Annotated in this window: 21 protein-coding genes; 5 read left to right on the forward strand and 16 right to left on the reverse strand. The window is 54.8% G+C overall.

Going from position 1 to position 23,645, the window contains the following annotated elements; translation table 11 throughout:
- Nucleotides 1-7 precede the first annotated feature (7 nt).
- From J8X26_RS24175 to J8X26_RS24190, 4 genes are read right to left on the reverse strand one after another with little or no spacing between them, the layout of a single operon-like run.
- Nucleotides 8-1,390 (reverse strand): M20 family metallopeptidase, encoded by a 1,383-nt coding sequence (locus J8X26_RS24175; protein ID WP_208952200.1) that lies wholly within the window; start codon nt 1,388-1,390, stop codon nt 8-10.
- Nucleotides 1,387-2,301, reverse strand: coding sequence for an ABC transporter permease (locus J8X26_RS24180; protein WP_101076528.1), 915 nt, complete (start codon nt 2,299-2,301; stop codon nt 1,387-1,389). The genes J8X26_RS24175 and J8X26_RS24180 overlap by 4 nt, the downstream gene beginning before the upstream one ends.
- 1 nt (nt 2,302) lies before the next feature.
- A complete protein-coding gene (locus tag J8X26_RS24185; protein WP_152327164.1) occupies nt 2,303-3,148 on the reverse strand; it encodes an ABC transporter permease in 846 nt (281 codons plus the stop codon).
- Nucleotides 3,145-4,638: an ABC transporter substrate-binding protein gene (locus J8X26_RS24190; RefSeq protein WP_208952201.1), complete on the reverse strand. Its 1,494-nt coding sequence runs from the start codon at nt 4,636-4,638 to the stop codon at nt 3,145-3,147. The genes J8X26_RS24185 and J8X26_RS24190 overlap by 4 nt, the downstream gene beginning before the upstream one ends.
- 183 nt (nt 4,639-4,821) lie before the next feature.
- Here J8X26_RS24190 and J8X26_RS24195 point away from each other — a divergent pair, with 183 nt between their 5' ends.
- Nucleotides 4,822-5,520, forward strand: a complete 699-nt coding sequence (locus J8X26_RS24195) for a GntR family transcriptional regulator (protein ID WP_208952202.1) — start codon at nt 4,822-4,824, stop codon at nt 5,518-5,520.
- Nucleotides 5,521-5,571: 51 nt separating this feature from the next.
- Here the strand turns inward: J8X26_RS24195 and J8X26_RS24200 are convergent, their stop codons facing one another.
- Nucleotides 5,572-7,083, reverse strand: coding sequence for an anion permease (locus J8X26_RS24200; protein WP_152327167.1), 1,512 nt, complete (start codon nt 7,081-7,083; stop codon nt 5,572-5,574).
- 634 nt (nt 7,084-7,717) lie between these two features.
- Between J8X26_RS24200 and J8X26_RS24205 the strand changes: the two genes are divergently transcribed.
- A complete protein-coding gene (locus tag J8X26_RS24205) occupies nt 7,718-10,495 on the forward strand; it encodes a flavocytochrome c (RefSeq protein WP_208952203.1) in 2,778 nt (925 codons plus the stop codon).
- 370 nt (nt 10,496-10,865) lie between these two features.
- Nucleotides 10,866-13,181: a molybdopterin-dependent oxidoreductase gene (locus tag J8X26_RS24210; RefSeq protein ID WP_208952204.1), complete on the forward strand. Its 2,316-nt coding sequence runs from the start codon at nt 10,866-10,868 to the stop codon at nt 13,179-13,181.
- Nucleotides 13,182-13,198: 17 nt separating this feature from the next.
- Here the strand turns inward: J8X26_RS24210 and J8X26_RS24215 are convergent, their stop codons facing one another.
- Complete coding sequence (locus J8X26_RS24215; RefSeq protein ID WP_208952205.1) at nt 13,199-14,086, reverse strand: LysR family transcriptional regulator; 888 nt, start codon at nt 14,084-14,086, stop codon at nt 13,199-13,201.
- 104 nt (nt 14,087-14,190) lie between these two features.
- Here J8X26_RS24215 and J8X26_RS24220 point away from each other — a divergent pair, with 104 nt between their 5' ends.
- Nucleotides 14,191-14,826, forward strand: a complete 636-nt coding sequence (locus tag J8X26_RS24220; RefSeq protein ID WP_152327171.1) for an NADPH-dependent F420 reductase — start codon at nt 14,191-14,193, stop codon at nt 14,824-14,826.
- A gap of 82 nt (nt 14,827-14,908) precedes the next feature.
- Here the strand turns inward: J8X26_RS24220 and J8X26_RS24225 are convergent, their stop codons facing one another.
- The 10 genes from J8X26_RS24225 to J8X26_RS24270 all read right to left on the reverse strand — a co-directional run bounded on the left by J8X26_RS24225 (nt 14,909) and on the right by J8X26_RS24270 (nt 23,060).
- Nucleotides 14,909-15,388, reverse strand: a complete 480-nt coding sequence (locus J8X26_RS24225) for a type VI secretion system tube protein TssD (RefSeq protein WP_208952206.1) — start codon at nt 15,386-15,388, stop codon at nt 14,909-14,911.
- A gap of 268 nt (nt 15,389-15,656) precedes the next feature.
- Complete coding sequence (locus tag J8X26_RS24230; RefSeq protein ID WP_208952207.1) at nt 15,657-16,310, reverse strand: hypothetical protein; 654 nt, start codon at nt 16,308-16,310, stop codon at nt 15,657-15,659.
- Nucleotides 16,311-16,932: 622 nt separating this feature from the next.
- Complete coding sequence (locus tag J8X26_RS24235) at nt 16,933-17,610, reverse strand: DUF1989 domain-containing protein (protein ID WP_208952208.1); 678 nt, start codon at nt 17,608-17,610, stop codon at nt 16,933-16,935.
- A 15-nt stretch (nt 17,611-17,625) separates the two neighbouring features.
- Nucleotides 17,626-18,291, reverse strand: coding sequence for an amino acid ABC transporter permease (locus tag J8X26_RS24240; RefSeq protein ID WP_208952209.1), 666 nt, complete (start codon nt 18,289-18,291; stop codon nt 17,626-17,628).
- Entirely contained in the window at nt 18,291-18,944 is a 654-nt protein-coding gene (locus tag J8X26_RS24245) for an amino acid ABC transporter permease (RefSeq protein WP_208952210.1), read from the reverse strand. The genes J8X26_RS24240 and J8X26_RS24245 overlap by 1 nt, the downstream gene beginning before the upstream one ends.
- A gap of 3 nt (nt 18,945-18,947) precedes the next feature.
- Nucleotides 18,948-19,595, reverse strand: coding sequence for an urea carboxylase-associated family protein (locus J8X26_RS24250; RefSeq protein ID WP_195823243.1), 648 nt, complete (start codon nt 19,593-19,595; stop codon nt 18,948-18,950).
- Nucleotides 19,579-20,208, reverse strand: a complete 630-nt coding sequence (locus J8X26_RS24255; protein WP_152327179.1) for a DUF1989 domain-containing protein — start codon at nt 20,206-20,208, stop codon at nt 19,579-19,581. The genes J8X26_RS24250 and J8X26_RS24255 overlap by 17 nt, the downstream gene beginning before the upstream one ends.
- Before the next feature lie 3 nt (nt 20,209-20,211).
- Nucleotides 20,212-21,048: a transporter substrate-binding domain-containing protein gene (locus tag J8X26_RS24260; protein WP_208952211.1), complete on the reverse strand. Its 837-nt coding sequence runs from the start codon at nt 21,046-21,048 to the stop codon at nt 20,212-20,214.
- Between the two features lie 251 nt (nt 21,049-21,299).
- The gene (locus J8X26_RS24265) at nt 21,300-22,151 is read right to left on the reverse strand and encodes a MurR/RpiR family transcriptional regulator (RefSeq protein ID WP_165057656.1); all 852 of its coding nucleotides are present in this window, start codon (nt 22,149-22,151) and stop codon (nt 21,300-21,302) included.
- A 270-nt stretch (nt 22,152-22,421) separates the two neighbouring features.
- Nucleotides 22,422-23,060: an NAD(P)H-dependent oxidoreductase gene (locus J8X26_RS24270; protein ID WP_152327206.1), complete on the reverse strand. Its 639-nt coding sequence runs from the start codon at nt 23,058-23,060 to the stop codon at nt 22,422-22,424.
- A gap of 217 nt (nt 23,061-23,277) precedes the next feature.
- Between J8X26_RS24270 and J8X26_RS24275 the strand changes: the two genes are divergently transcribed.
- Nucleotides 23,278-23,427, forward strand: coding sequence for a hypothetical protein (locus J8X26_RS24275; RefSeq protein ID WP_208952212.1), 150 nt, complete (start codon nt 23,278-23,280; stop codon nt 23,425-23,427).
- The last annotated feature ends 218 nt before the right edge of the window (nt 23,428-23,645 follow it).

Here is a 23,645-nt window from a genome sequence, read left to right on the forward strand (position 1 = left end):
CCGGCGGTTAAACCGCCGGTGTAGAAAAAGGGGGTTCCACGCTGAACAGAGTGATCCATTCAGTGACCGACTGCTGAAAACGTTCCAGCCCGTGCAGGGTGACGAATTCGTTCACGCCGTGCGCGTTGCCGCCGTGGCCCAGCCCGCCAATCAGAAAGGCCGGTGCCACGCGCGCGAAGGTGTAAGCCGGTGCGCAGCCGGGTGCCCAGGGCCAGATCTGCGGCTTCGCACCCTGTATTTCGTAGCTGGTGAGCAGGGCATCCACGCCGGGGCTGTGATGAGCAAAACGGTGGCCGGGATAACTGTCGTCGAGTTCCAGTTCCACACCGTCGAATTCCGGGCGGGCGAGCGTCTGGCGGATCACGGCCAGCAGGTTCTCACCGTCAATGCCCGGCGGAACGCGCAACGCAATTTCGGCGCTGGCGCTGCGGGGAATGACACCGCGTGACTCCAGCGGATCGCTGCGGATTTCCGAAATATTCAGCACCGCGCCGTTGATCAGCTGTTGCAGGCAGGCCAGCGTATCGCCGCTGACGGATAAGGTTTCACTGCGGCGGAACCGTAATTCATCGGTGATGCTGAACTGCGCGGCAAGTGCGCAAAGCAGCCGGTTGGCTTCTTCATCAATCACCTGCCGGGCAATCACGCCGCTGTTATGCGCGGGCGCGATGGCGTTCAGCGCGGCAACCAGCCGCCAGACGGGGTTGGCGATCCAGTTAGCGTTACTGGCGTGAATCGCCGCGGAGGGGCCGCCCCATTTGCCGCCGCTGACTTTTAACCGTCCGCCGCTCAGCCCGCTGAATCCGAGATAAACGCGCGGCTCGCCGCCACCGTATTCGCACAGCGACGGGAAAAAGACCGCGCTGGCGGTTGAAACCGGGCAAGGATCTTGCGCCAGATAGCGGCGCAGCTGGCCGCTGCCCGTTTCTTCTTCGCCTTCCAGAATAATTTCAATATTGGCGCTGAGTTTTCCGCTGTCGCACAGTGATTTCAGTGCCATCAGCATGCCCGCCAGCGGGCCTTTATTGTTCTCGGCACCGCGCGCAATAAACACTTCGCCGACGCCCGGCCATTCAGATACGCCGCCGCTGAACGGCGGAAATTCCCAGCCCGCGTCATCTGCGGGCATCACGTCATACATGTTGTAAAGCACCAGCGTTTTTTCCGCCTGCCGGTCAATGCGCATATGCACCAGCGGCGGGGCGTTTTGCACGGTTTGTTCACTTACCGCCAGCACCGGCACGCCGCCCAGTTCAGTACGGATCCAGTCTTCCAGCCACTGCGCCAGCGCGCGTTGCTGATCAATCTGGCCTGCAACGCTGGCAAACGGCGTGATGGCAGACAGCAAATCCAGCGTCGGGTAAATCGCGGGCGTAATGGAAATACTCACAGGCGGATCCTCGGGTTCAGTACCACATAGAGCAGGTCGATAATCAGGTTGATGCCGACAAACACCAGCGCGGCCAGCAGCACAATGGCCTGTACCAGCGGGAAATCACGGTTCTGAATGGCCTGTACGGCGAGGCGGCCAATGCCCGGCCAGGCAAAAATGATTTCCGTCACCAGTGCGCCGCCGAGCAGCGAGGCGAAATACATGCCCTGAACGGTAATGACCGGGATCAGCGCATTGCGCAATCCGTGGCGCACTACAATTCGCCAGGCACTCAGCCCTTTGGCGCGCGCGGTACGGATATAATCCTGCTGCATCACGTCAATCAGGCTGGCGCGGATCAGGCGGGCAATTGCGCTCATGTAATACGCGCCGAGGCTCAGCGCGGGCATGATGAGCTGACTGGCACTGCCATAGCCGCCGGACGGTAGCCAGCGCAGGTTCAGGCTGAATACGATAATCAGCAGCAGGCCAAGCCAGAAAACCGGAATTGCCTGACCGCTGAACGCCAGCAGGCGCGACAGCAAATCCCACGCAGTGTTCTGATACAGCGCGCTGACGATACCGAGCAGCAAACCGGCAACCGTGCTCCAGAGCAAAGCGCTGACGGCGAGCAGCAGCGTGGCGGGAACGCGCTGACCAATTAACTCCGTGACCGGCTGGCTGTAGCGCAGGGATTCGCCAAGGTCGCCGTGTAAAACGCCGGTCAGGTAATGCCAGTATTGCCAGATAAGCGAGCGGTCAAAGCCCATACTATGGCGGAAATTTTCGATTTCCTGCTGGCTCGAACCGGGCGGCATCATGACCGCCGCCGGATCGCCGGTGAGATGCAGGCTGTAGAAAATCAGCAGGGAAACGCCGAACATCACCAGCACGGATTGCCCGAGGCGTTGCAGGATATAACGCAGCATTTCAGTCGAGCCTCGTGTGGGTTTTACGCAGCAGGCTGTCGCCGAGCAGGTTGCAGCCGATCACCAGCGCGGCAATCACCAGCCCCGGATACAGCACCAGCCACTGTGCGAGCAGCATGTAAGAACGGCCTTCGCCGATCAGGTTCCCCAGCGTCGGCGTTGGTGGCTGAATGCCCATGCCGAGAAAACCAATCGAGGCTTCAAGCACGATGAGCCGCGGGATATCCAGCGTCAGCAGCACAATCAGCGGCGTCATGAGATTGGGTAAAACGTGGCGCAGCAAAATGCGCGGCGTCGAAAAACCCATGGCTTTGACGGATTCGATATATTCCAGCTCGCGAATTTCCAGCGTTTTGGCGCGCGCCACGCGGGCGTAAATCGCCCAGCTGGTGACACCCATGATCAGGATGATGTTGGTGAGCGACGCGCCGAACAGTGCCATCACCAGTAAGATCAGCAGGATAAACGGCACCGCCAGCTGAATGTCCATCAGGCGCATGATCAGCGCGTCCAGCCAGCCGCCCACGTATCCGGCAATCATGCCAAGCACCGAACCGATCACCGCCGCAATCACCGCCGCCAGCAATACCACCATCAGCGAAAGGCGGGTACCCGCCAGAATACGTGACAATAAATCGCGCCCCAGTTGATCGGTGCCGAGCAAATGCTGACTGCCGGGCGCAGAAAACGCCGCGGCCAGATCGTTCTTCAACGGATCCGGCAAGGGTAACCACGGCGCAAGAAGCGCCGGGATGATGACCAGCAACAGCAAAAGGCCGCCGAGAATACCGTCGCCATAAAAGCGACGACGGGGTTTTCTCTGCAAAACCGAACGCAGTGAAATCATTTAAGCCTCAGGTCGAACAGCGGAATGCGGGAATCGGCGCGGCCTTTGAAGGTCACGTTATCCGCGCTGGCGTACAGGGAATCCTCCTTGTAAAGCGGGATCAGCGGTTGCTGCACGGCTACAACCTGCTGGATTTGCTGCAAAATCTTCTCGCGTTTTGCCGGATCCACCGTGGTGCGGCTGCTGTTAAGCAGGGCATCCAGTTCCGGAGAATTCACTGTCGAATAGGGTTCGCCGGAATGCAGAATCGGATACAGCGCGGCATCGGCGTCCAGCGTCTGTGTGGAACCCCACGCCAGCATGTACAGCGGAGCCTGTTTCTGTGCCGCCACCTGCTGGGTATAAACCGACCATTCAGGGACTTCCAGTTCGGCTTTCACGCCGATCGCCGCCAGATCTTGCACGACTGCCTGTGCCACATCGGCGCTGGCGATATAACGGCGCGGTGCCTGGAACTTCAGGGTAAAGCCCTGCGGATAACCGGCTTCGGCCAGCAGGGATTTCGCCTTCGCCACGTCCTGTGCCGGTGCCGGGATCGCGTCATAGCCAAAATCTTTCGGCCCGGCCATCGTGCCGGTTGGCGTCCCGAAACCGTGCAGTAAATCGCGGGTATACGCCGTGCGGTTCAGCGCCAGAGAAAGCGCCTGACGTACGCGCACGTCATTCAGCGGTTTCTGGTCGTTCTTCAGCCCGAAGTAAATCGTCAGGCCGCCGTTTTTGACCTGCTCAAGATGCACGCCCGGTTTGTTTTTCAGCGCCGGAACCAGATCGGCGGGAACGCCATCTACCAGCTGAACTTCACCGGTCAGCAGGGCGGTGATACGTGCGGTAGCTTCAGGAATCGGCCGCCAGGTGACGGTATCGATTGCGGGCTTACCACGCCAGTAATCAGGATTGGCCTGCATCACGACTTTTTCGTCGGGGATAAACGTCTGCAAGATATACGCCCCGGACCCGACCGGTTTACGCGCAAATTCAGCCGCGCCCACTTTGGTGACATACGCCGGTGGCACAATGTATGTCGGGTAGCGACTCATACGCGTGGGCAACAAAGGATCCGGGCCGCTGGTGTGAATTTTCACCTGATAATCACCGGTGACTTCCACTGACCTGATTGTGCGGATATAAGAGATGGTCGGCGCATGGTTCGCGGGATCAAGAATACGGTCGATAGAGAATTTGACGGCCTGCGCATTGACCGGCTCGCCGTCGCTGAATTTCACGCCCTGACGCAACGTGAATTCCCAGGTGGTGTCGTCGAGTGATTTCCAGCGGGTTGCCAGCCCCGGCTGCAACTGCATATTGGCATCGCGCAGCACCAGCGTATCAAAGAGGTTGTCCACCAGCGTGGCGGATTCTTTCAGGAAACCCGGATCCATTGCCGTGGCAGAGGTCGTTTGCGCGATCACCAGTTCAGAAGCGAACGCGGCGGGTGTTGCGAGGCCAATGAGCAAAGCCAGTGACGCCAGTTTGAAGGCAGGTATTCTCATTACGGTCATTCCCAAAGTGAAGCCGCCAGAAAGGTTGACGGAATTAAATGAAGTCGGTGCGTTAGAAAACGTTCAATCAATGTTCAATTCCTTAATACATGATATATCCTATATAATGTATTTTTGGCAAGCCAGAGTTTAAACTGAAAAAGTAAATCGATAATTTTGCTAAAGGAAAGTCACATGTTTGAGATGGAAAAAGCGCAGCGTGTCAGCCTGACGATGCAGGTTGAAGCGAAGCTGAAAGGAGCGCTGATTGTCGGTGTACTCAAGCCGGGCGCGCGACTGGTCACGAAAGAGATTGCTGAAAAACTGGGAACCAGCGTCACGCCGGTACGCGAAGCATTATTGCGCCTGGTCTCCGCCGGTGCGCTGGATGCCACGCCCGCGCAGGCGTTTCTGGTGCCAAAAATTCCCCAGTTGCGCTATCAGGAAATCACGCTGATCCGCAAAAATCTGGAAGGGCTTGCGGTGTCGCAGGCCTGTGAGCGGGTCACCGCAGATCACATCGCGCTGCTAAAAAACCTGAACGCAAAATTCCTGGCCGCCAAAAGAGAAAACAAGGTGGAAGAGGCGCTCGAGGCTAACCGCGAGTTCCGCTTTACGCTGTATGAGATGGCCGGAATGCCGACGCTGATGGCGCTGATCGAGCAACTCTGGGTGCAGATCGGCCCGTGCTTTAATTACCTCTATCCGCAGTCTTCGCCGGTGACGCAGGGCAAGCACAATTATGAGCAACTGCTGCTGGCGCTGGAAACCGGCGACAGCAAACGCTGCGTGAAGCTGATCCACAAAGCGATAGATGACGGTGCGGCTATTCTGGTGGAACACTATTTTTCACAGGAAAACCCCAACGCTATTCAGGACTCATCCCGCCCATAAAAAAAGGTGCACAAAAGTGCACCTTTTTTGCTTATAACGCCGTGGCGTTGATCAGAACATCAGAACCATCCACGGATAGGCAATCAGCATCATGCCGCCGAGGAAGATGGCGCCGAAAATAGTCCCCAGACGCCAGTAATCTTTGGTCGGCAGATAACCGCTGCCGTAGTAAATCGGGCTCGGGCCGGTGCCGTACGGCGTGATAATCCCCATCACACCCAGCGACGTCACCATCATCAGGCAGTAAACCGGCATGTTGATGCCCGGAATGGCAGCGGCGATAGTCAGCATCGCCGGTAACAGCGCGGTGGTGTGCGCCGTGGTACTGGCGAACAGGTAGTGCAGCAGGAAGAACGCAATCAGCAGCATCACAGCGGCGACCTGCGGGTCGAAACCGTTGAGCAACTGACCGCCTTCTTTACCCAGCCAGGCGATGAAACCGACGCGCGCAAGCCCATCGGCCAGCGCCACCAGCGTGGCAAACCAGGCAAAAGTATTCCAGGCCGGTTTGTTGCTGGTAATGTCGTTCCAGTTCAGTACGCCGGTCCACAGCATCAGAACCACCACCAGTAACGCGGCCAGCGCCGGTTCAATCCAGGCGGCGGCAAAAATCCACATCAGCAGGGCGGAACACACGAAGATCAGCAGCAGGATTTCGTTACGCGACAGCTTGCCCAGTTTCTCCAGCTCAGCCTTCGCCCATTTCGGGACTTCATCGTTAATTTTGACTTCCGGCGGATAGAACCAGTACGCCAGCAGCGGCATGGTGAGGATCAGAATCACGCCCAGCGGCAGGAAGGCGAGGAACCACATCCCCCACGAAATGTTGAAACCGATGATACTTTTCACCAGCGCCAGCGCCAGCAGGTTCGGGGCCAGTGCGGAGAGGAACATCGAACTGGTAATACAGGCCGCAGTGATCGCAACCCACATCAGATAGGAACCGATTTTACGTGCGCTCGGGTCGTTCGGTTTGGAACCATACAGCGGCGGCAGGTTGGCGATGATCGGGTAAATGGTCCCGCCGCTGCGCGCGGTGTTAGAAGGCGTGAAGGGCGCGAGCAGCAGGTCGGCGAAGGTGATGGCGTAACCGAGCGTCAGGCTGCGACGACCCAGATATTTCACCAGAATCAGTGCCAGACGGCGGCCAAACTGCGTTTTGTCATAACCGGCGGCAAACATGAAGGCGCCGAAAATCAGCCAGACCGTGGAGTTACCAAAGCCGCTGACCGCCCATTTAAAGGCTTCGGTCGGCATTTTAAACTTCGGATCTGCCAGTTCTGCCGGACTGAATAACAGCCACTGGCCAAACAGCGCGATGACCACCACGCCGGTCAGGCCGATCACCGCACCGGGCAAAGGCTCGAAAATCAGACCGACAATCACCCCGACGAAGACGGCGAAGAAATGCCAGGCATAAGGTTGTAATCCGGCGGGAACCGGCGTCAGCAGCAACAGCACTGCCACCAGAACTGGCAGGAATAGCATGATCAGACGTTTTTTTTGCCCCGCAGAGGCCGGAGCAGCCTTGTTGGGGTCATTCAAAGTCGTTGTGGGTTTCATAGTTTGGTCTGCCCGTGATTGAAAGGAAGCGTTACGCCCTGGTTGTCCATGCGTGATTTTGTATTCGAAAAAGTCATTTTGCTATTTCACTTCGACATCTTAAATCCATGAATTTTTCTTTATCGGAAGCTTGTCACGTATTACAAAAAGATGATGTTTTGAGTAAGAGATGATTAAAAACTAAATATTATCTGTAACCTGCATGACCCCGCGAAGTCATTATTATTTAAATAAAATACCACCGTAAGTTGTGTGGTTATTTTTTGGCAAAAAGTCCTGCTAATGAGAATGTAGAGTAAAATTTCACAAACGCCAGTTTTCGGGTTCAACCTGCTGATTTATCAGGTGAGATTTTTTATGTTAATCAAAAGTTGATTTTTGTCAATCGCTCGATAACAATTGGAGATGGTATTTGATTTAATGTCGGGTAAATAAACAACTCCTGTTCCCTCGAACGTTATAACGACCCACATCGCCCTTTTCTTTATTCGCATAAACAGAAAAGTAAACAAAAAAGTAAACAAAAAATCAGACAGATTTTTTAAATTCATCACCTGCATCGGATTGCTTAATTTAACGGTAAGTAATGCGGCCACGGAAAATTCAAGACTTTTAAATTGCGGAGTTGATCAACATGAATAAGCTCACCCCGGTCCTTAAGCCACTGACGCTGCCCAACGGCGCGGTGCTGAAAAACCGCCTGCTGATGGCGCCAATGACCACCTGTACGGGCTTTTACGACGGTACAGTCACCAGCGAACTGGTGGAGTATTACCGCGACCGCGCCGGCAGCATCGGGACCGTCATCGTTGAGTGTTGCTTCATTGATCGTTTAGGCCCGGCGTTTCCGGGCGCGATTGCCATCGACAGTGACGACAAAATTCCCGGCCTGAAAAAAATTGCTGACGCCATCAAATCCAAAGGGTCGAAAGCGATCCTTCAGATTTATCACGGCGGCCGTATGGTTGAACCTGAACTGATCGGGGGCCGTACGCCGGTTGCGCCAAGTGCTATCGCCGCGCCGCGTGAAGGAGCTACCACACCGAAAGAGCTGACCGGCGAAGAAGTGGAAACCATGATCACCAAATTTGGTGATGCGGTGAACCGTGCGATTAAAGCCGGATTCGACGGCGTGGAAATCCACGGTGCGAACACGTATCTGATTCAGCAGTTCTATTCCCAGAACTCCAACCAGCGCACCGATAAGTGGGGCGGCGACCGCGACAAACGCGCGCTGTTCCCGATGGAAGTGCTGGAAATCACCCATAAAATGGCGAAACGCTTCGCCGACGCCTCCTTTATTATCGGCTACCGTTTCTCGCCGGAAGAGCTGGAAGTGCCCGGCATTCGTTTCGACGACACGATGTACTTGCTGGAAAAACTCGCCGCGCGCGGGCTGGATTACGTGCATTTCTCCGTCGGCCAGCTGCTGCGTCCTTCTATTGTCGATACCCAGGACCCGACGCCGCTTATCACTAAATTCCGCGCCATGCGTTCTGAGACGCTGGCCAAAGTGCCAGTGATTGGTGTGGGCGGTGTGGTGAATAAATCCGATGCCGAAAGCGCGCTGGAACACGGCTTTGATCTGGTGGCGGTGGGCAAAGCCTGCATCGCGTACCCGGACTGGGCTGACCGCATCATTAATAACGATCACCTCGAGCTGTATATCGACAGCCACAAACGTGAAGAGCTGAATATTCCGGAACCGCTGTGGCGCTTCTCGCTGGTCGATGCCATGATCCGCGACACCAGCGTCACCGGCCGTAAATATAAGGCCGGCGTTTATCAGGAGAAAGTAGAAGCCGAAGCGCTGAAACTGAAAATCAACGTGGTGCTCGATACTGACCGTATTACCGATATTCAGCTGGTCAAAGATGACTCGCTGGACGTTGATTTCACCACCACGTTCGAAAGCCTGCGTACGCGCATGCTGGTGGCCAACAGCCCGCACGTTGATGCGATTACCGGCGCAACCACGCAGAGTGAGGCGCTGAAAAAAGCCGTTTCACGCGCCATGACAACCTCGAACAAAGAACACGTCATAGATGAAGGCGGTAACCCGCAGGCACCGCAAAACTTTGACGTTGTGGTCATCGGCAGCGGCGGCGCAGGGCTGGCGGCGGCGATTCAGGCGCACGACGACGGCGCACATGTGGTGATTATCGAAAAAATGCCGACCATTGGCGGCAACACCATCAAAGCCTCCGTCGGGATGAATGCGGCAGAAACACGCTTCCAGAAACTCAAAGGCATAGAAGACAGCAAAGACCTGTTCTATGACGAAACGCTGAAAGGCGGGAAGTTTAAAAACAACCCGGTACTGCTGCGTGAGTTTGTTGAACTGGCGCCGGAAGCCATCGAATGGCTGGCGGCGAAAGAGATCGAACTTAACGACATCACCATCACCGGCGGGATGAGCATCGACCGCACGCACCGTCCGGCAGACCGTTCTGCGGTGGGCGGATTCCTCATCAGCGGTCTGGTGAAAAACATCAACAAACGCGAAATCGAAGTTCTGCTGGAAACGTCTGTTTCGGAAATCCTGTTCGAAAACGGCGCAGTCTCCGGCGTGCAGGTGGTCGATGAATACAATGACACCCGTATCCTGAATGCGAAAAGCGTCATTGTTGCCACCGGCGGTTTCAGCGCCAACCGCAACATGGTGGTGAGCTACCGTCCGGATCTTGACGGTTTCGTCACGACCAACCACGCGGGCGCGACCGGCAGCGGCATCGCGATGTTGCAAAGACTGGGCGCAGATACCGTGGACATGGGCGAAATCCAGATCCACCCGACGGTCGAACAAACCACGTCTTACCTGATTTCAGAAGCCATTCGCGGCGGCGGGGCGATTCTGGTCAGTCAGGCCGGTCACCGTTTCTACAACGAAATGGAAACCCGCGACAAAGTCTCCGCCGAAATTATCGGGCTGCCGGAGAAAAGTGCGTGGATTATCTTCGATGAGCAGGTGCGGGCGAATAACAAAGCGGCGGACGAATACATCGCCAAAGGGTTTGTGCTCAGCGCACCGACTCCGCAGGAACTGGCCGTCAAACTGAACATGGATCCGCAGGTGCTGGCCGACACGCTGGAGCGCTATAACCTGTTCGTGGTCGCGAAAAAAGACGAAGACTTTGGCCGTACAACTGCGCTGCGTCACCCGCTCAATCAGGGGCCGTTCTTTGCAATCCGCATCGCACCGGGCGTTCACCACACCATGGGCGGCGTCACCATCAATCCTGACACCGCGGTTCTGGATGCCCAGAAACAAATCATCCCTGGCGCCTGGGCTGCCGGTGAAGTCGTAGGCGGTATCCACGGCGCAAACCGGATTGGCGGCAACGCCGTGGCCGACATCATCATCTTTGGGACGCTGGCGGGGAGGAAGGCGACGGCATTTTCGAAGGCATAAATACTGCGTTGGTTAACCGACAGTGGGATCGGGAAAGTTTCGGTTTTTCAATTGCAGTGATCGCTCAGCGGCTGACGCCGAAACCGACCAAAGAGGCCCGGGACGGGGCCTCTTTGGCATCTCCACGTCTTTTTCAACACGCGCTATCGCGCGCAGTGAAAGAGGCCAGGATTTTCATGGGGCGCGGCGATAGGCGCTCCTTGAAGCCAGTTTGGGTGGTAAACCCAAAATCCCACCCCAGACTTATCCAACTCCCCCATAACGTTATGATAAAAATAGCATTAACATCGATCGCGTAGCGAACACGTTACCGGCATGTTAATGTGAGTTTTGCCTGCCCATTTTTGCCAATAATAAAAGCCTGCTAATAATGAAAAACAATCACGATCTGGCCGTTATGCACTGGGGGACGTACCGCGTCACCACGGACGACGGTGTTTTGAAATCTGTTAAACCGGTGGAATGGGATCGCAACCCGTCTGAAATTGGCCAGTCACTGGTCGGTGGCGTTGACGGTGACAGCCGTATCCGCCGCCCTGCGGTGCGCCTCGGCTATTTACAACACGGCGCGGCCTCGCGTGAAGGGCGCGGGAAAGAGCCGTTTGTGGAAGTCAGTTGGGAGACCGCGTTATCGCTTATCGCAGGCGAGCTTCAGCGGGTGAAAACTAAACACGGCAATTCCGCGTTTTATGCCGGTTCCTACGGCTGGTCGAGCGCCGGGCGTTTCCATCACGCACAAAGCCAGATGCACCGGTTTTTCAACCAGTTCGGCGGCTACACCGGCAGCACCAATACTTACAGCCTGGCCGCCGCCGAGCGTTTGCTACCGCACATTATCGGCGACCTGGATGTCCTGCAAAAACAACATACTCACTGGTCGGTTCTGGCCGGAAATTGTGAGCTTTTTGTCGCCTTTGGCGGCCTGCCGTGGCGCAATGCGCAGGTTAACGGCGGTGGTGCGAACGATCACTCCCTGAAATACTGGCTCCAGACCCTGGAGCAAACGGGTACGCGCTTTATCAACGTCAGCCCGGTGAAAAACGATCTGTCTTCGGTGAAATCCGCACAATGGCTTTCCCTCAAACCGGGCAGCGATACCGCGCTGCTGCTGGCGCTGAGCTACGTTCTGATCGACGAATCCCGCTATAACGCCGGTTTTATTGCCAGCCATACGGTCGGATTTGACACCTATCGCGACTACCTGACCGGCGCGAAAGACGGCAAAGCCAAAACGCCGGAATGGGCAGAATCCCTGACCGGTATGAGCGCGGAAAGCATCCGGGCGCTGGCGCGGGAGATGTCGGAAAAGCGCACGATGATCAACATCGCGTGGTCATTGCAGCGGGCAAGGCAGGGCGAACAGACCTTCTGGGCGACGGTGGCGCTGGCGTCACTGCTCGGGCAAATCGGTACGCCGGGCGGCGGGCTGGGTTTTGCCTATGCCTCGACCAATCTCGCCGGTTCTGACCGCCGCACCTTCTCCGGCCCGCGTTTGCCAATGGGCAAAAATCTGGTAAGCGAGCATATTCCGGTCGCACGACTTTCCGACATGCTGCTCAATCCGGGGACGGAATATCAGTTTGACGGCAAAAATTGCCGGTACCCGGATATCCGCGTGGTGTACTGGGCGGGCGGCAACGCGTTTCACCATCATCAGGATATCAACCGGCTGATCAACGCCTGGCGTAAACCGGACACGGTCGTGGTTCACGAACAGTACTGGACCGCACAGGCGAAATTCGCTGATATCGTGTTGCCGGTGACGACATCGCTTGAACGTGAAGACATCGGCAGCGCCAGCAATGACGGCTTTATGATTGCCATGCGTCAGCATATTCCGCCGTTTGCAGAGGTAAAAAGTGACTACGAGATTTTCGCTGAACTGGCCGCAAAAATGGGCTTTGGCGAGGAATTCAGCGAAGGACGCGACCCGGCGCAATGGCTGCGCCATATCTATGAAATTTCACGTCCGCGCGCCGAAGCTGACGGCATCGAACTGCCTGACTTTGAAGATTTCTGGCAGCAGGGAAAAATCGAATATGCACGGCCGGACACGCCGCAGATCTTCCTGAAAGCGTTCCGTGATGATCCGCAAGGCGCGCCACTCGCCACGCCTTCGGGCAAAATCGAACTGTTTTCGCAGACCGTCGCCGACTTTGATTACGAAGAATGTCCCGGTTTTCCGTTCTGGTTTGAACAGGATGCGCAGGAACAGCAGGCATTCAGCGCCCGCTGGCCGCTGCATCTGCTTTCCAGCCAGCCACGTACGCGTCTGCACAGCCAGTACGATCACGGAGCCGTCAGCCGCGGTACCAAAGTGCAGGATCGCGAACCGTTGTGGTTACACCCGCAGGACGCCGCTGCGCGCGGTATCACAGAAGGCAGCATCGTGCGCGTCTTTAACGATCGCGGGGCGATTTTAGCGGGGGTGCATATCACGGAAGATTTACGTCCCGGCGTGGTACAGATGTCCACGGGAGCCTGGTATGACCCGCAGGATCCAACGCAGCCGGATTCAATCGATAAGCACGGCAATCCGAACGTACTGACGGAAGATCGCGGGAGTTCGCGCCTCGGTCAGGGATGTACCGCGCAAAGTTGCTGGATTGAAATTGAACGTTGGGATGCGCCACTGCCGGATGTGACGGCGTTTAAGCCTCCGGTTTTTGTCGCTGCCGACGCGTAAAATGATGACAGTGCGATTCAGCCAAACGCCTCTTTGATCGCATTAGTAAAGCAGCGAATTTTCACAGTTTGCCGCAGCCCGGCCGGTGTCAGAACATGCATCGGCCGGGAAGGGCCGGTGTAATCCGGCAAAATCTGCACCAGCCGTCCTTGCGTAATTTCCTCATTGAGCACATCTTCCGGCCCCAGCGTCACGCCGTAACCTTTCACCGCCGCATGCAGCAAGGCCCGCCAGTCATTGGCGCGTAAACGACCGGCAGGGTGGACTTCATGTGTTTTCCCGTCCTTGCTGAAAATCCAGCGACACGGATCCTGCGGCGGCCAGATCCCGTAAACCAGACACGAATGCTGCGCCAGGCTGGCAGGCGTATCCGGCACACCGTTCTGCGCCAGATAGCCCGGCGAAGCGCAGGCAATCAGCCGGTAAGGCCGCAGCGGGCTGGCAATCATCGGGCCGTCGGTGAGCTCACCAATGCGCAAAATCACCTCATAACCTTCCTCGACCGGATCGACCATCCGGTCGGTCAGCGTCAGCTCAACCTGCGTTTCCGGGAATTTATCCAGATATTGCGTAATAAAAGGCGCGAGCGCCGAAGAGCCGAACGTAACCGGCGCATTCACGCGTATAACGCCGGAAGGCGTGGCTTTCATGTCCAGCGCAATCGCATCAGCGGCTTCCGCCTCGGCCAGCACCCGTTTGCAGCGTTCATAATAGCTTCGGCCAATATCGGTGAGATGCTGACGGCGCGTGGTCCGGTTGATCAGTACGGTGCCCAGCCGCGTTTCGAGCCGGGCAATATGTTTCGCCACCATCTGCGGAGAGATCCGCAATGCTTCGGCGGCGGCGGCAAAGGAGCCCAGTTCGGACGTCCTGACGAACACATTCATGCTGGTTAACCGGTTCATGATTCACTCCTTTTTGTTGTTTGTTTATGTCGATGATGGCGATTTATCAACGCTGAGTATCGAATTATTCTTTATCTTTCTGCAACGAAATGAAAGGTGAAATCATGAAAATAGGCATTATTGGCGCAGGATTTGTCGGCCGCGCAGTCGCCAAACTGGCACTTAAAGCGGGGCATCAGGTGATGCTGAGTAATTCACGCGGGCCGCAGACACTGTTCAGCCTGAAACCTATGATTGGTTGTGAAATCGGAACTGCTACGGAAGCCGCAATTTTCGGTGACATCGTGGTGATCGCCGTGCCGCTAACCGCCATCGGGCAATTACCGGCCGCCGGACTCACCGGGAAGCAGGTTATCGACGCCGTAAATTACTACCCGGATCGCGACGGTCAGGTGCCCGTGCTGGATAATCACACGACCACCACCAGCGAATATCTCGCCGGTTTCCTGCCGGGTGCGACCATCACCAAAGCGTTCAACTCGATTCGGATGACCGATCTTGAAAACGAAGGCTTACCGGCCAGCGACCCGCAACGCCGCGCACTCCCGCTGGCAGGTGACAACGCGGAAACGAAAAAGCTGGTGGCCGGTTTATACGATGCTTTTGGTTTCGACGCCGTCGACGCCGGTTCGCTCTCCGAAGGCTGGCGCTTCGAACGCGGCACGCCGACGTATTGTGTGCTGATGTCGAAAGAAGAACTGAAGGTTGGGCTGGAAGGGACGAGGAGGGACGTGCAGTAATACAGATATCAACGCCCGGATGGATGGCCGGGCTTTGATTATCTGAGTGATGTAGCCATATCTTTTTGGGATATCTTTTTGTCTATGCGGTTGTCTGTCCATTCCAGGAATCTTTGTGTATTATATTACCGTTACAATGTTTCCATATAATTGATTCATAGCGTAATTGGATGTTTTCTAAATGTGTTCCTGTCATTCCACCGGGAAACAGATTCGGAGTAATTGCTGTTACTTTTATATTTTCCAAAATAATATTGAAGTATTCGCTTTCTATCCCGGCATCCATGATTTGATACATTTTAAGAATTGCTGATTTGAGCGTTAACCCATTCGTTAAGGCCCGGTAAAGAAAAGGAGTTACTCTGTCAAATTCCTTTTGTAGTGTAATCGGTTCATGAACTCGGGTGCCTGTTAATCTTCCTGTGTGCGCATCCGCAGGAATATGCATATTATGACTCAGCGACTTTATTTCAATTGAGCCAATTCTCCCTGTCACTAACGACTCTCCGACAATTGGGGAACCATTTTCGTCATTTAACCAAAGATAAACTGGATTTGACATGCGAGAACCTTTTTAAGTGAATTGTGATGTTTTTCAATTTTTCCCGAAAAACCTATCAATGATATTATATAATCCGTATAGAAAGGCTAGCCAAAGAGCCATACCAATAAGCTTCGCAGGCCATGGCTCTAGCTTCATAATGCACAGTAGCGAACCTACTATTACCAACAGGGGATATAAAAATTCCAGAGCGTAATAAACTAAAAGCGCCAAAATTTTTCTGAATGTGTTAAGCAGGAATTTGACAGTTTTGAAAAATGGCTGATTATTATGCATCCAGTTTTATCCTCAATTTTTCCATTATTTTTCTGAATGCAGGAGCTCCCTGTGTAACGCGAACTTGTATCGCATCAACGAAGGGTTGTGTAGAGGCTTCGAATAGGAAATAAAGAAGATCGTAATTTCTTAGCCTTAGCATTTTGTATACGTCAGGGCTCTGTTGCTCCAATCTTTCTGACGTTCTTATCGAACGTTCCATCATGCCGCCGATGAGCAGAACACCAGTCAGCGCGGCTATGGGTCTTGATTTAAAAGTAGCTGTTATAAAAGAAACTCGCTCTAAAACGGCGGCGGCTGTAATCGATATTATTGTATTGGTTCCCAACCTCCCAATGATTGACGCGATGACATTACGATACACTTTATCTTGCTCTGATTCAGAAAGATATTTATTGAACGAATTAAATATCATGCTTACAGCATTGATTATGTTTTCATAATTCAGAATGTCATTTTTAATGGCATCAGCCATTCTTATTCTGGTTGTTTCGTGTCTGTAGTAGGAATCTGTATCAAAAACCCCATACACCAGATACCCGAAATCGAGAGGAACAGTAAGTGCACCATGCACTAATCCCGTTATAGTTTCAGGAGATAAAATAATTTCCGCTATCCGCTCTGCTATATCATCAGTATCTGTCATATTAACCCTTTAAACAGTAAGTTATCACATACTTTTCTAAATTTCCTATCGCTATTCTTTAGCATTTTCTAATGCCCGCTAATATACTCCCGTGGCCTGCGTGGGTATAATGCAAAGAATCTATACGTCATGGATGATGTATAGATTTGAAAAATTATTTGTTCTTCTTAATTATGTGAGTATATATAAGGGGCTGTGCAGTGTCTGAATACAATTTTATTTTCGAGGAGTCAGCTCACCTGAATCTTTATTTAATGGGTTTGCAAATAAATCGTCCTCTCCCCCTGTGCAGGGGAAGTAAATATACATTAATTAAATTGTATTCCAAAAAAATAACTGGCAAAAATCTCAAACACTCCCTCCGAATTACATAGCCACTCGCCGCTTTCAAAAATCAGGCTGAAAGGAGGGGTGGGAAACCGCGACTCTTTTCGCGCGGTTTGAAACCCGGGTGAAGGGACCGCGCAGCGGCAGGATTTTGCGGCAATAGCAGAAATTGATGAAACATGGTCAGCGAGCGGTAGCGCGCAGTTAAAAGCGAGGGTGTCCAGAGGGCGCGCTAACGCGCCCTTTGGGTCAGTTTGGGCGGCAACTCAGATTGTTGCCCTTAACGTTTGATGCCTCAGACCCCCTCCGGTACCCACGCTCCCTGCAATTTCACCTGCGGGAATCCCGCTGTCAGAATTCGCAGTTCGGCGTCACGCGGCGTGTTATCGCCTTGCCCCTGAATGCTGACGATATCCTGCGGGCAGGCGGAGAAGGCGACATAGCAATCCATTTCGGCGCGAAGAATGATGTAATCGCCCGGACGCGTGACGACCGGCAGGGTTTTCAGCGTGCGGCCATCGGGCTGAACCTGAATATTCATGAAGATGTTAAACGACGCCAGATTTCCGTGCGGCAAATGTACGCCCAGCTCCGCCATGCCTTCGAACAGATTGTCGTGGCAGTTGCGGTGCGGTTCGGTGCAGCCGAGCAGTTCATAACGGCGCGCGTCGCAGGCGGCCATAAACGTGTCGTGGACGCCCGGTGACGTGTCGGCCACCAGCGTGAGAATAGGGTGGCGCTGGCTGGTGATAAAGCTGTCGCCGACCTGCGGATTCAGCCGCTGATTCCATACCCGCGTGGCTTCCATACACATATATTCGCCGACATCCGCCGCGTTATACGCCCAGCAATCGACCACCTGCGTCCCGTGTAAATTCACCACCTGCACCGCTTCACCCTTTTTCAGATGCACCGCTTTGCCGTGGCGCGCCGGAATAAGCTGGATGTCGCGATGCTCAAGATCAGCTGACATGTTTTTTTCTCCTGGTTAATGTTGCATGCCGCGACGATAGCGCGTCATGCGAAATTCAATATGGCGCGCCAGCCAGTCAATCAGGCTGTTCAGCACCCAGTAACACAGCGCCACCGTGAGATAAATCTCCAGCGGCGCGTAAGTATCAGAAATCGCCTGTTTGGCGGCGTACATAAATTCCTGTACCGAAACAATCGAAAGCAGCGCCGAATCTTTAATCAGACCGATCATCAGCCCGACCAGCGGCGACAACATCTGCGGCAGCGTCTGGGGTAAAACCACATCGCGCAACTGCTCGGTGCGGCTTAGCCCCAGAACGCGGCAGGCTTCCCACTGGCCGCGCGGCAACGCCTCAACCGCGGAGCGGATCACCTGAGCGATATACGGCGCGTAATACAATGTCAGCGCCAGTACGCCGACCTGCGGCGAAGTGAATGTGATGTCATATTCCGGCAACACGAAATAGAGCAGATAGATGACAATCAGCAGCGGTAACGCCAGCGTCAGGCTGGTATAAATACGCAGGATCCGCTGCCAGAACGGCGGGGCGCGCATTAACGCGGTCGCCATCAGCGTGCCCCAAAGCAATGAACAAAATGCCGCGATGGCGCAAAGTTTAAGGGTGGCCGCCATGCCGTCGCCCAGCGACGGCAGTGAGCTGAGAATCGCCTGCCAGTCCATTACGCAACCCTCCGTTTCGCTTCCAGATGGCGCACTGCGCTGATCAGCGGCAGCGCAATCAGCAGATATCCCGCCGATACCAGCAGTAAAACTTGTGTCGCGTCATAGGTTCGCGCAATCACAATTTGCCCGGCGTAGGTCAGTTCAGTGAGCGCGACTACCGACGCCAGCGGGGTGGTTTTGAGCAAAATGGTGAACTCGTTGACCAGCATCGGCAGGCTGGCGCGCAGGATTTGCGGGTTAATCACAAACCACCACGTTAGCCACCGGCTCAGCCCCAGCGTGCGGGCGGCTTCGCGCTGGCCTTTAGTGACCAGACTCTGGTTCACACGCAGGATCTCCGCAACGTAAGCGCCGCTGTTCATCCCGATCGCCAGCACGGCGGCGAGCATCGGATGCCCGCCAAGCCCCAGCCGCGGCAGGGTAAAAAACACCACAAAAAGCTGCACGATGGCGGGCGTGCCGCGCATCAGGCTGACATACAGCCGTCCGAACGCGCGCCACGGCCATGCACGGCGAAGCTGGAGAAAACAGACAATCTGCCCCAGAACGATACTGAGCAGTGCCGCGAGAACGGTCAGGATCACCGTCATCAGCAGGCCATGCCCTAACTCGAGAAGTGCGGCGATGACCTGTTCACTCAGCCCCAACATGCGTTACTCCCCGCCGAATGCGGACAGATTTTCCGCTACCGAAAGCCGCAGCGGCGCCGGTTTGTCATTGCCTTCGATGCCGGTACAGCAGGCCGACGCGATAAACAGCGTGTCCGCCACCACGCGGCAGGTGATGCTGTCGCCCGGCTGCGTGCGGTTGGTTTCCGGCAGAATTTCGCCTTCGCGCGTCAGGCGGACGTGCATAAACAGATTGATCGGATCCGGCAGTTTCGGCACGTCCATGTTCAGCCGCGCAAGTTCGCCCTGTACGGCTTCAATGCAGCCTTCACCTTCATAACCCTGTTGTGCCAGCCATGCGCGGGTCGATCCCGGCAGCAGCAGATCGTGACGCTTCACGCTGTCTTTCCCCAGCACCATCACCGGACGGCGACGGTTGTTCACCAGCCGCATCCCTGAACCGAGCAGATAGCTGTTGCTGAATACGCGGGTGTGATGCACGGAAAGCCACACGGCAGGATCGGTCAGGCTGAAACCAAACAGCGACGCCACGGCGCCTTCGCCCAGCGCAGTGATGCGCAGCAACTGACCGCGCAGCACGCGGATGGAACCTGCTTCTCCGGCTTTAATTTCGACAGGCGCGGCGAGCGGACGCACGTCGCTTTCGGCCCAGGCCTCACGCATTAACAGCATGCTGACTCTCCCCGTGGTAATGATTGCTGACCTGAATATCAATCGGCGTGACCTGCAAACCGTTGCCGGGAATGATGTCCTGCGGGCAGGAAGACACGGCGCAAATCAGGTCGCACAACGCTTCAAACACAATGCAGTCGCCCGCTTTACTGGTCGGATCGGTGACTTCCATCCGGCCATCGGCGGTCACCGGCCCGTTCTGGAACAGATTGAACGGCTCCGGCAGGCTGAAATACGTTACACCGTGCGCCTTCATACCTTCGAGCAGGTTATCGACGCAGTTGCGGTGACCTTCCACGCCGAAATCGACGCTAAACCGCGTGCGGTCGCAGGCCGGAACATTGGCATCGTGAATGCCAATGGTGTCAGCCACAATGCGCAGCATCGGGCGGTTTTCACTCGACCACAACGCGTCGCCGGGTTTGAAGAACAGCGAGCGCAAATGCTGGCGCGTATGCACCGGCGAAAGCTTCTCGCGGAGATCGTCCGCATTGACCGCCACAAAGTCGGCGGCCTGTTGCCCTCCGGTGTCTATGACGGTAATAAACTGGCCTTTTTTCACCTCAAAGGTTTTGCCGTGACCGGCAGGCACCGTCAGTGTTGATTGGCACATAACTTACTCCTGAGGGATGAAATCGCTGGCGGGCACGGTAAACGTGGTGCCGAGATACTGTTTTTGCAGGGCCGAAAGCTCGCCATCTTTTTGCATCGCCAGAATGTGATCGCTGATGGCTTTGTTCAGGCTGACATCGTCTTTACGCGTGGCCCACGCCATCCACTGCGACGGCCCGGCTTCGCCGACCTGCACGACTTTATTCGGGTATTTTTTGACAATTGGTGCGAGTACCGAGATATCGTCATAAACGAAATCGGCACGTCTGGTCATCAGCGTGCTGACGGTCTGATCGAGCGTATCAACGCTGATAATCGTGATGGGTTTTTTGCCTTCTTTGGTCAGCGTTTCGTTAAAGCCTTTCAGCAACTGCTCCGGCACGCTGGCGCTTTTTACCGCGCCGCTCAGCCCGGAGAGATCGTCAGGCGTCAGCTTTTTGCTGCTGAATTTTTTCGCTTCGTTTTCACGCACCAGCACACCGTTGACGGTTTTGCTGTAAGGCGTGGTGAACAGCACTTTTTTGGCGCGCTCGGCGGTCACATTCAGGGAAGAACCTTCGGCATTGAATGACCCTGAAATCAGGCCGGGCAAAATGCCGCTAAATGCCGTTTTCTGAAACTCCAGTTTCACGCCGAGGTCTTTGGCGAACGATTCCATGATCGCCACGCTGTAACCGGTGATTTCGCCTTTATCGTTGGTGAATTCATAAGGTGGGAATGTCGGGTCGATGCCAACGGTGATTTTTCCGCTGCTTTTAATGTCCGACAAAGTATCAGCCTTAGCGGCTGTTGCTGCGCCGAGCGTGAGCAAAGTGGCGATCAGCAGTGCTGTTTTTTTCATTATGGTGTTTCCCTGGTGTTGGTGAAATGTCATTCCTACCAGAGCAGATTCCGTGCCAGTTTTCTGATCGATGAAACGGGAATCTCAGCAGGGAACCCCTTTTTCTCAGTGAATCAATGAGAAACAAGTGTTTCTTTGGTTGTTTATTTAATTTCTCTGGTTTCATATCAATTGAAAAAAAAGCGACGTCCGCAAACGCCGTTGCACTGATTTGGTGAGAAACTACACAACGCGTGCGCCGTAACAGCGCATTATTCCAGCTCGTCGAGACTCTGGTGCAGGGTTTCGATAGAGGCCAGATGGTAGCTACCGGTTTTCCCCATACTGCGGGCGACCAGTGAGCAAAGCAGATTACAGACGCCGGAAAGGGCGACGGTGCTGTCAAAAATCAGGTTCACATCGGTGTGGCAGCGCAATACCCAGTTGGCATGTTTCGCCGGTTTACCTGCCAGCACATCGGAGATATACAGCATCGGCACATGCATTTCGTGCAGGGCGTTCATGGCCGTTTCCAGTGCGGGCATACGCCGGCGCAGGCCCACGCAAATCACGATATCCTGCGGACCCAGCATGGCCAGATGTTCCGCCAGAGAATCCCCGGCGCGCGGCAGCAGCTGGACATCGGGATGAATATGGACGAGATCGCGGTAAATCAGCATGGCGATGGTCTGACTGTGGCGCCAGCCCATCACCACAACGCGCCGCGCACGGGCAATCGTCTTCACGCAGGCTTCCAGTTGCTCCGTTTCCAGCGAACGGAACGTATTCACCAGACTGGAGACTTCTTTTTCCAGATGATTTTGTATCAATGTATCAAGGGGAGAAGCACTGGGCACAGCCTGAAGATACAACGGGGAGCCGCTGTTTTGCATTTCACGCGCCTGACGGCGGGCGGCATCATAACTTTCATAGCCGATATGGCGGAAAAACCGCGTCGCAGTGGCTTTGGAAACCCCCGCGCTCTGCGCCAGTTCTGTTGCCGTATTCATGGCTAACTGCCCAGGCGCTGCCAGCAAGACATCGGCCAGACGCTGTTCGTGCAAAGAGAGCTGATCCCAATGCTGGCGGATACGGCCTTCTAACGATGCCGTTTTTGCGTTCATGGATGATCCCCGGAAATAAAAATCTGATCCTGCACAGAACGTGCCGGGTTGTCATCAGGTAAATGAAAGGGGGATGTGGGTCAACGCCGGGCTGGCTTTTTAGCAGGATCGAGAAAATCCCGGTTTTCATGTGCGGTGAACGCTCAGCGGCGGGTGCCGAAACCGACAAAGAGGGCTATGACGAGCCCTCTTTGGGATCTCCGCGTCTTTTTACAACAGGTTTTGCCGTTAAAGGCGGTTTGGGGCGCCCCCCAAAATTCTGACTAAAACTTACTTAATTTCAGTCACAAAATTCTCACGACTTCTGCGTACCTTTTTGAGGTTCACCAGCCAGTCGCCTTCATGCGCGCGATAGCCGATTGGCAGGATGATCACGCTGCGCAGGTTTTTCTCTTTCAGGCCGAGGATTTCATCGACGGCGGCCGGGTCAAAACCTTCCATCGGGGTGGCGTCCACTTCTTCGAAAGCGGCGGCGATTAACGCTGCGCCCAGACCGATATAAGCCTGACGGGCAGCGGCCTGATAGTTAGCTTCGGTTCCGCGTTCCGCGACAATTCCCAGCAGCATTTTGCGATAGTTTTCCCAGCCTTCATTGACGAAACCGCGCACATCGTTGGTCAGGTCGAACATCATATTTACGCGTTCTTCGGTGATGTCATCCCAGGCGGCGAATACCAGCAGGTGAGAGCTGTCCGTTACCTGCGCCTGATTCCATGCAACGGCGCGAATTTTTTCGCGAACTTCCGGGTTGGTGACGACAAACAGCTCAAACGGTTGCAGGCCGCTTGAGGTAGGCGCAAGGCGGACGGCCTCGATGATGCGTTCAAGCTTGTCAGCCGGTACGCTTTTGGTTGGGTCGAATTTTTTAGTGGCGTAGCGCCATGCCAGTCTGTCGTTTAAGGTCGTCATCATTTATTCCTGAAGGATAAGTTTGGAACCGTGGGGTTAATCGCCCGTGAAGTCATTTCCCCAAATACTTGCTGATATTCGCATTATCCGGTCCTTCGTGTTTTATGGATTTGAGCCCTGCCATAAATTCACACAAGTTGCCGCCAGTAACGCCGTTGGATCAAGGCTTTGGGATAAATGAACTGACGAAACAGCGTCCAGCGCGGGGGGCTCTTCGGTGCAGGCAAGCACCGGTTTGTTCCAGCAACTGCCGGTAGCCAAACTCACTGTTTACCTGAACGGTTTCACGCAGGAATTCACCGCGCGTTTCAAACATTTCGTGCTGAAAACACCCCCTGATCCACAACTCAGATATTTCGCCGCATAAACTAGAAAATTCTTAGAATATTGGCGGCAAAAAACGCTTTGCGGTTGTTTGTGATCAATTTTGGATGAAATGTGCGGGTTTATTGATCGGAGGTGAAAGCGGAAAAATAATGTCAATCAGACAAAATTTTAAAAGCACGTAAAGATCGGCTTTGTTGAATAAATCGGATTTAGATAAAAGCTCCCCTCGTCGCTGACTTTCTCAGGCAATCCTTACGC

Origin of the sequence: Rahnella sp. ChDrAdgB13 (genome assembly GCF_017655185.1) — a bacterium.
GTDB lineage: Bacteria > Pseudomonadota > Gammaproteobacteria > Enterobacterales > Enterobacteriaceae > Rahnella > Rahnella contaminans.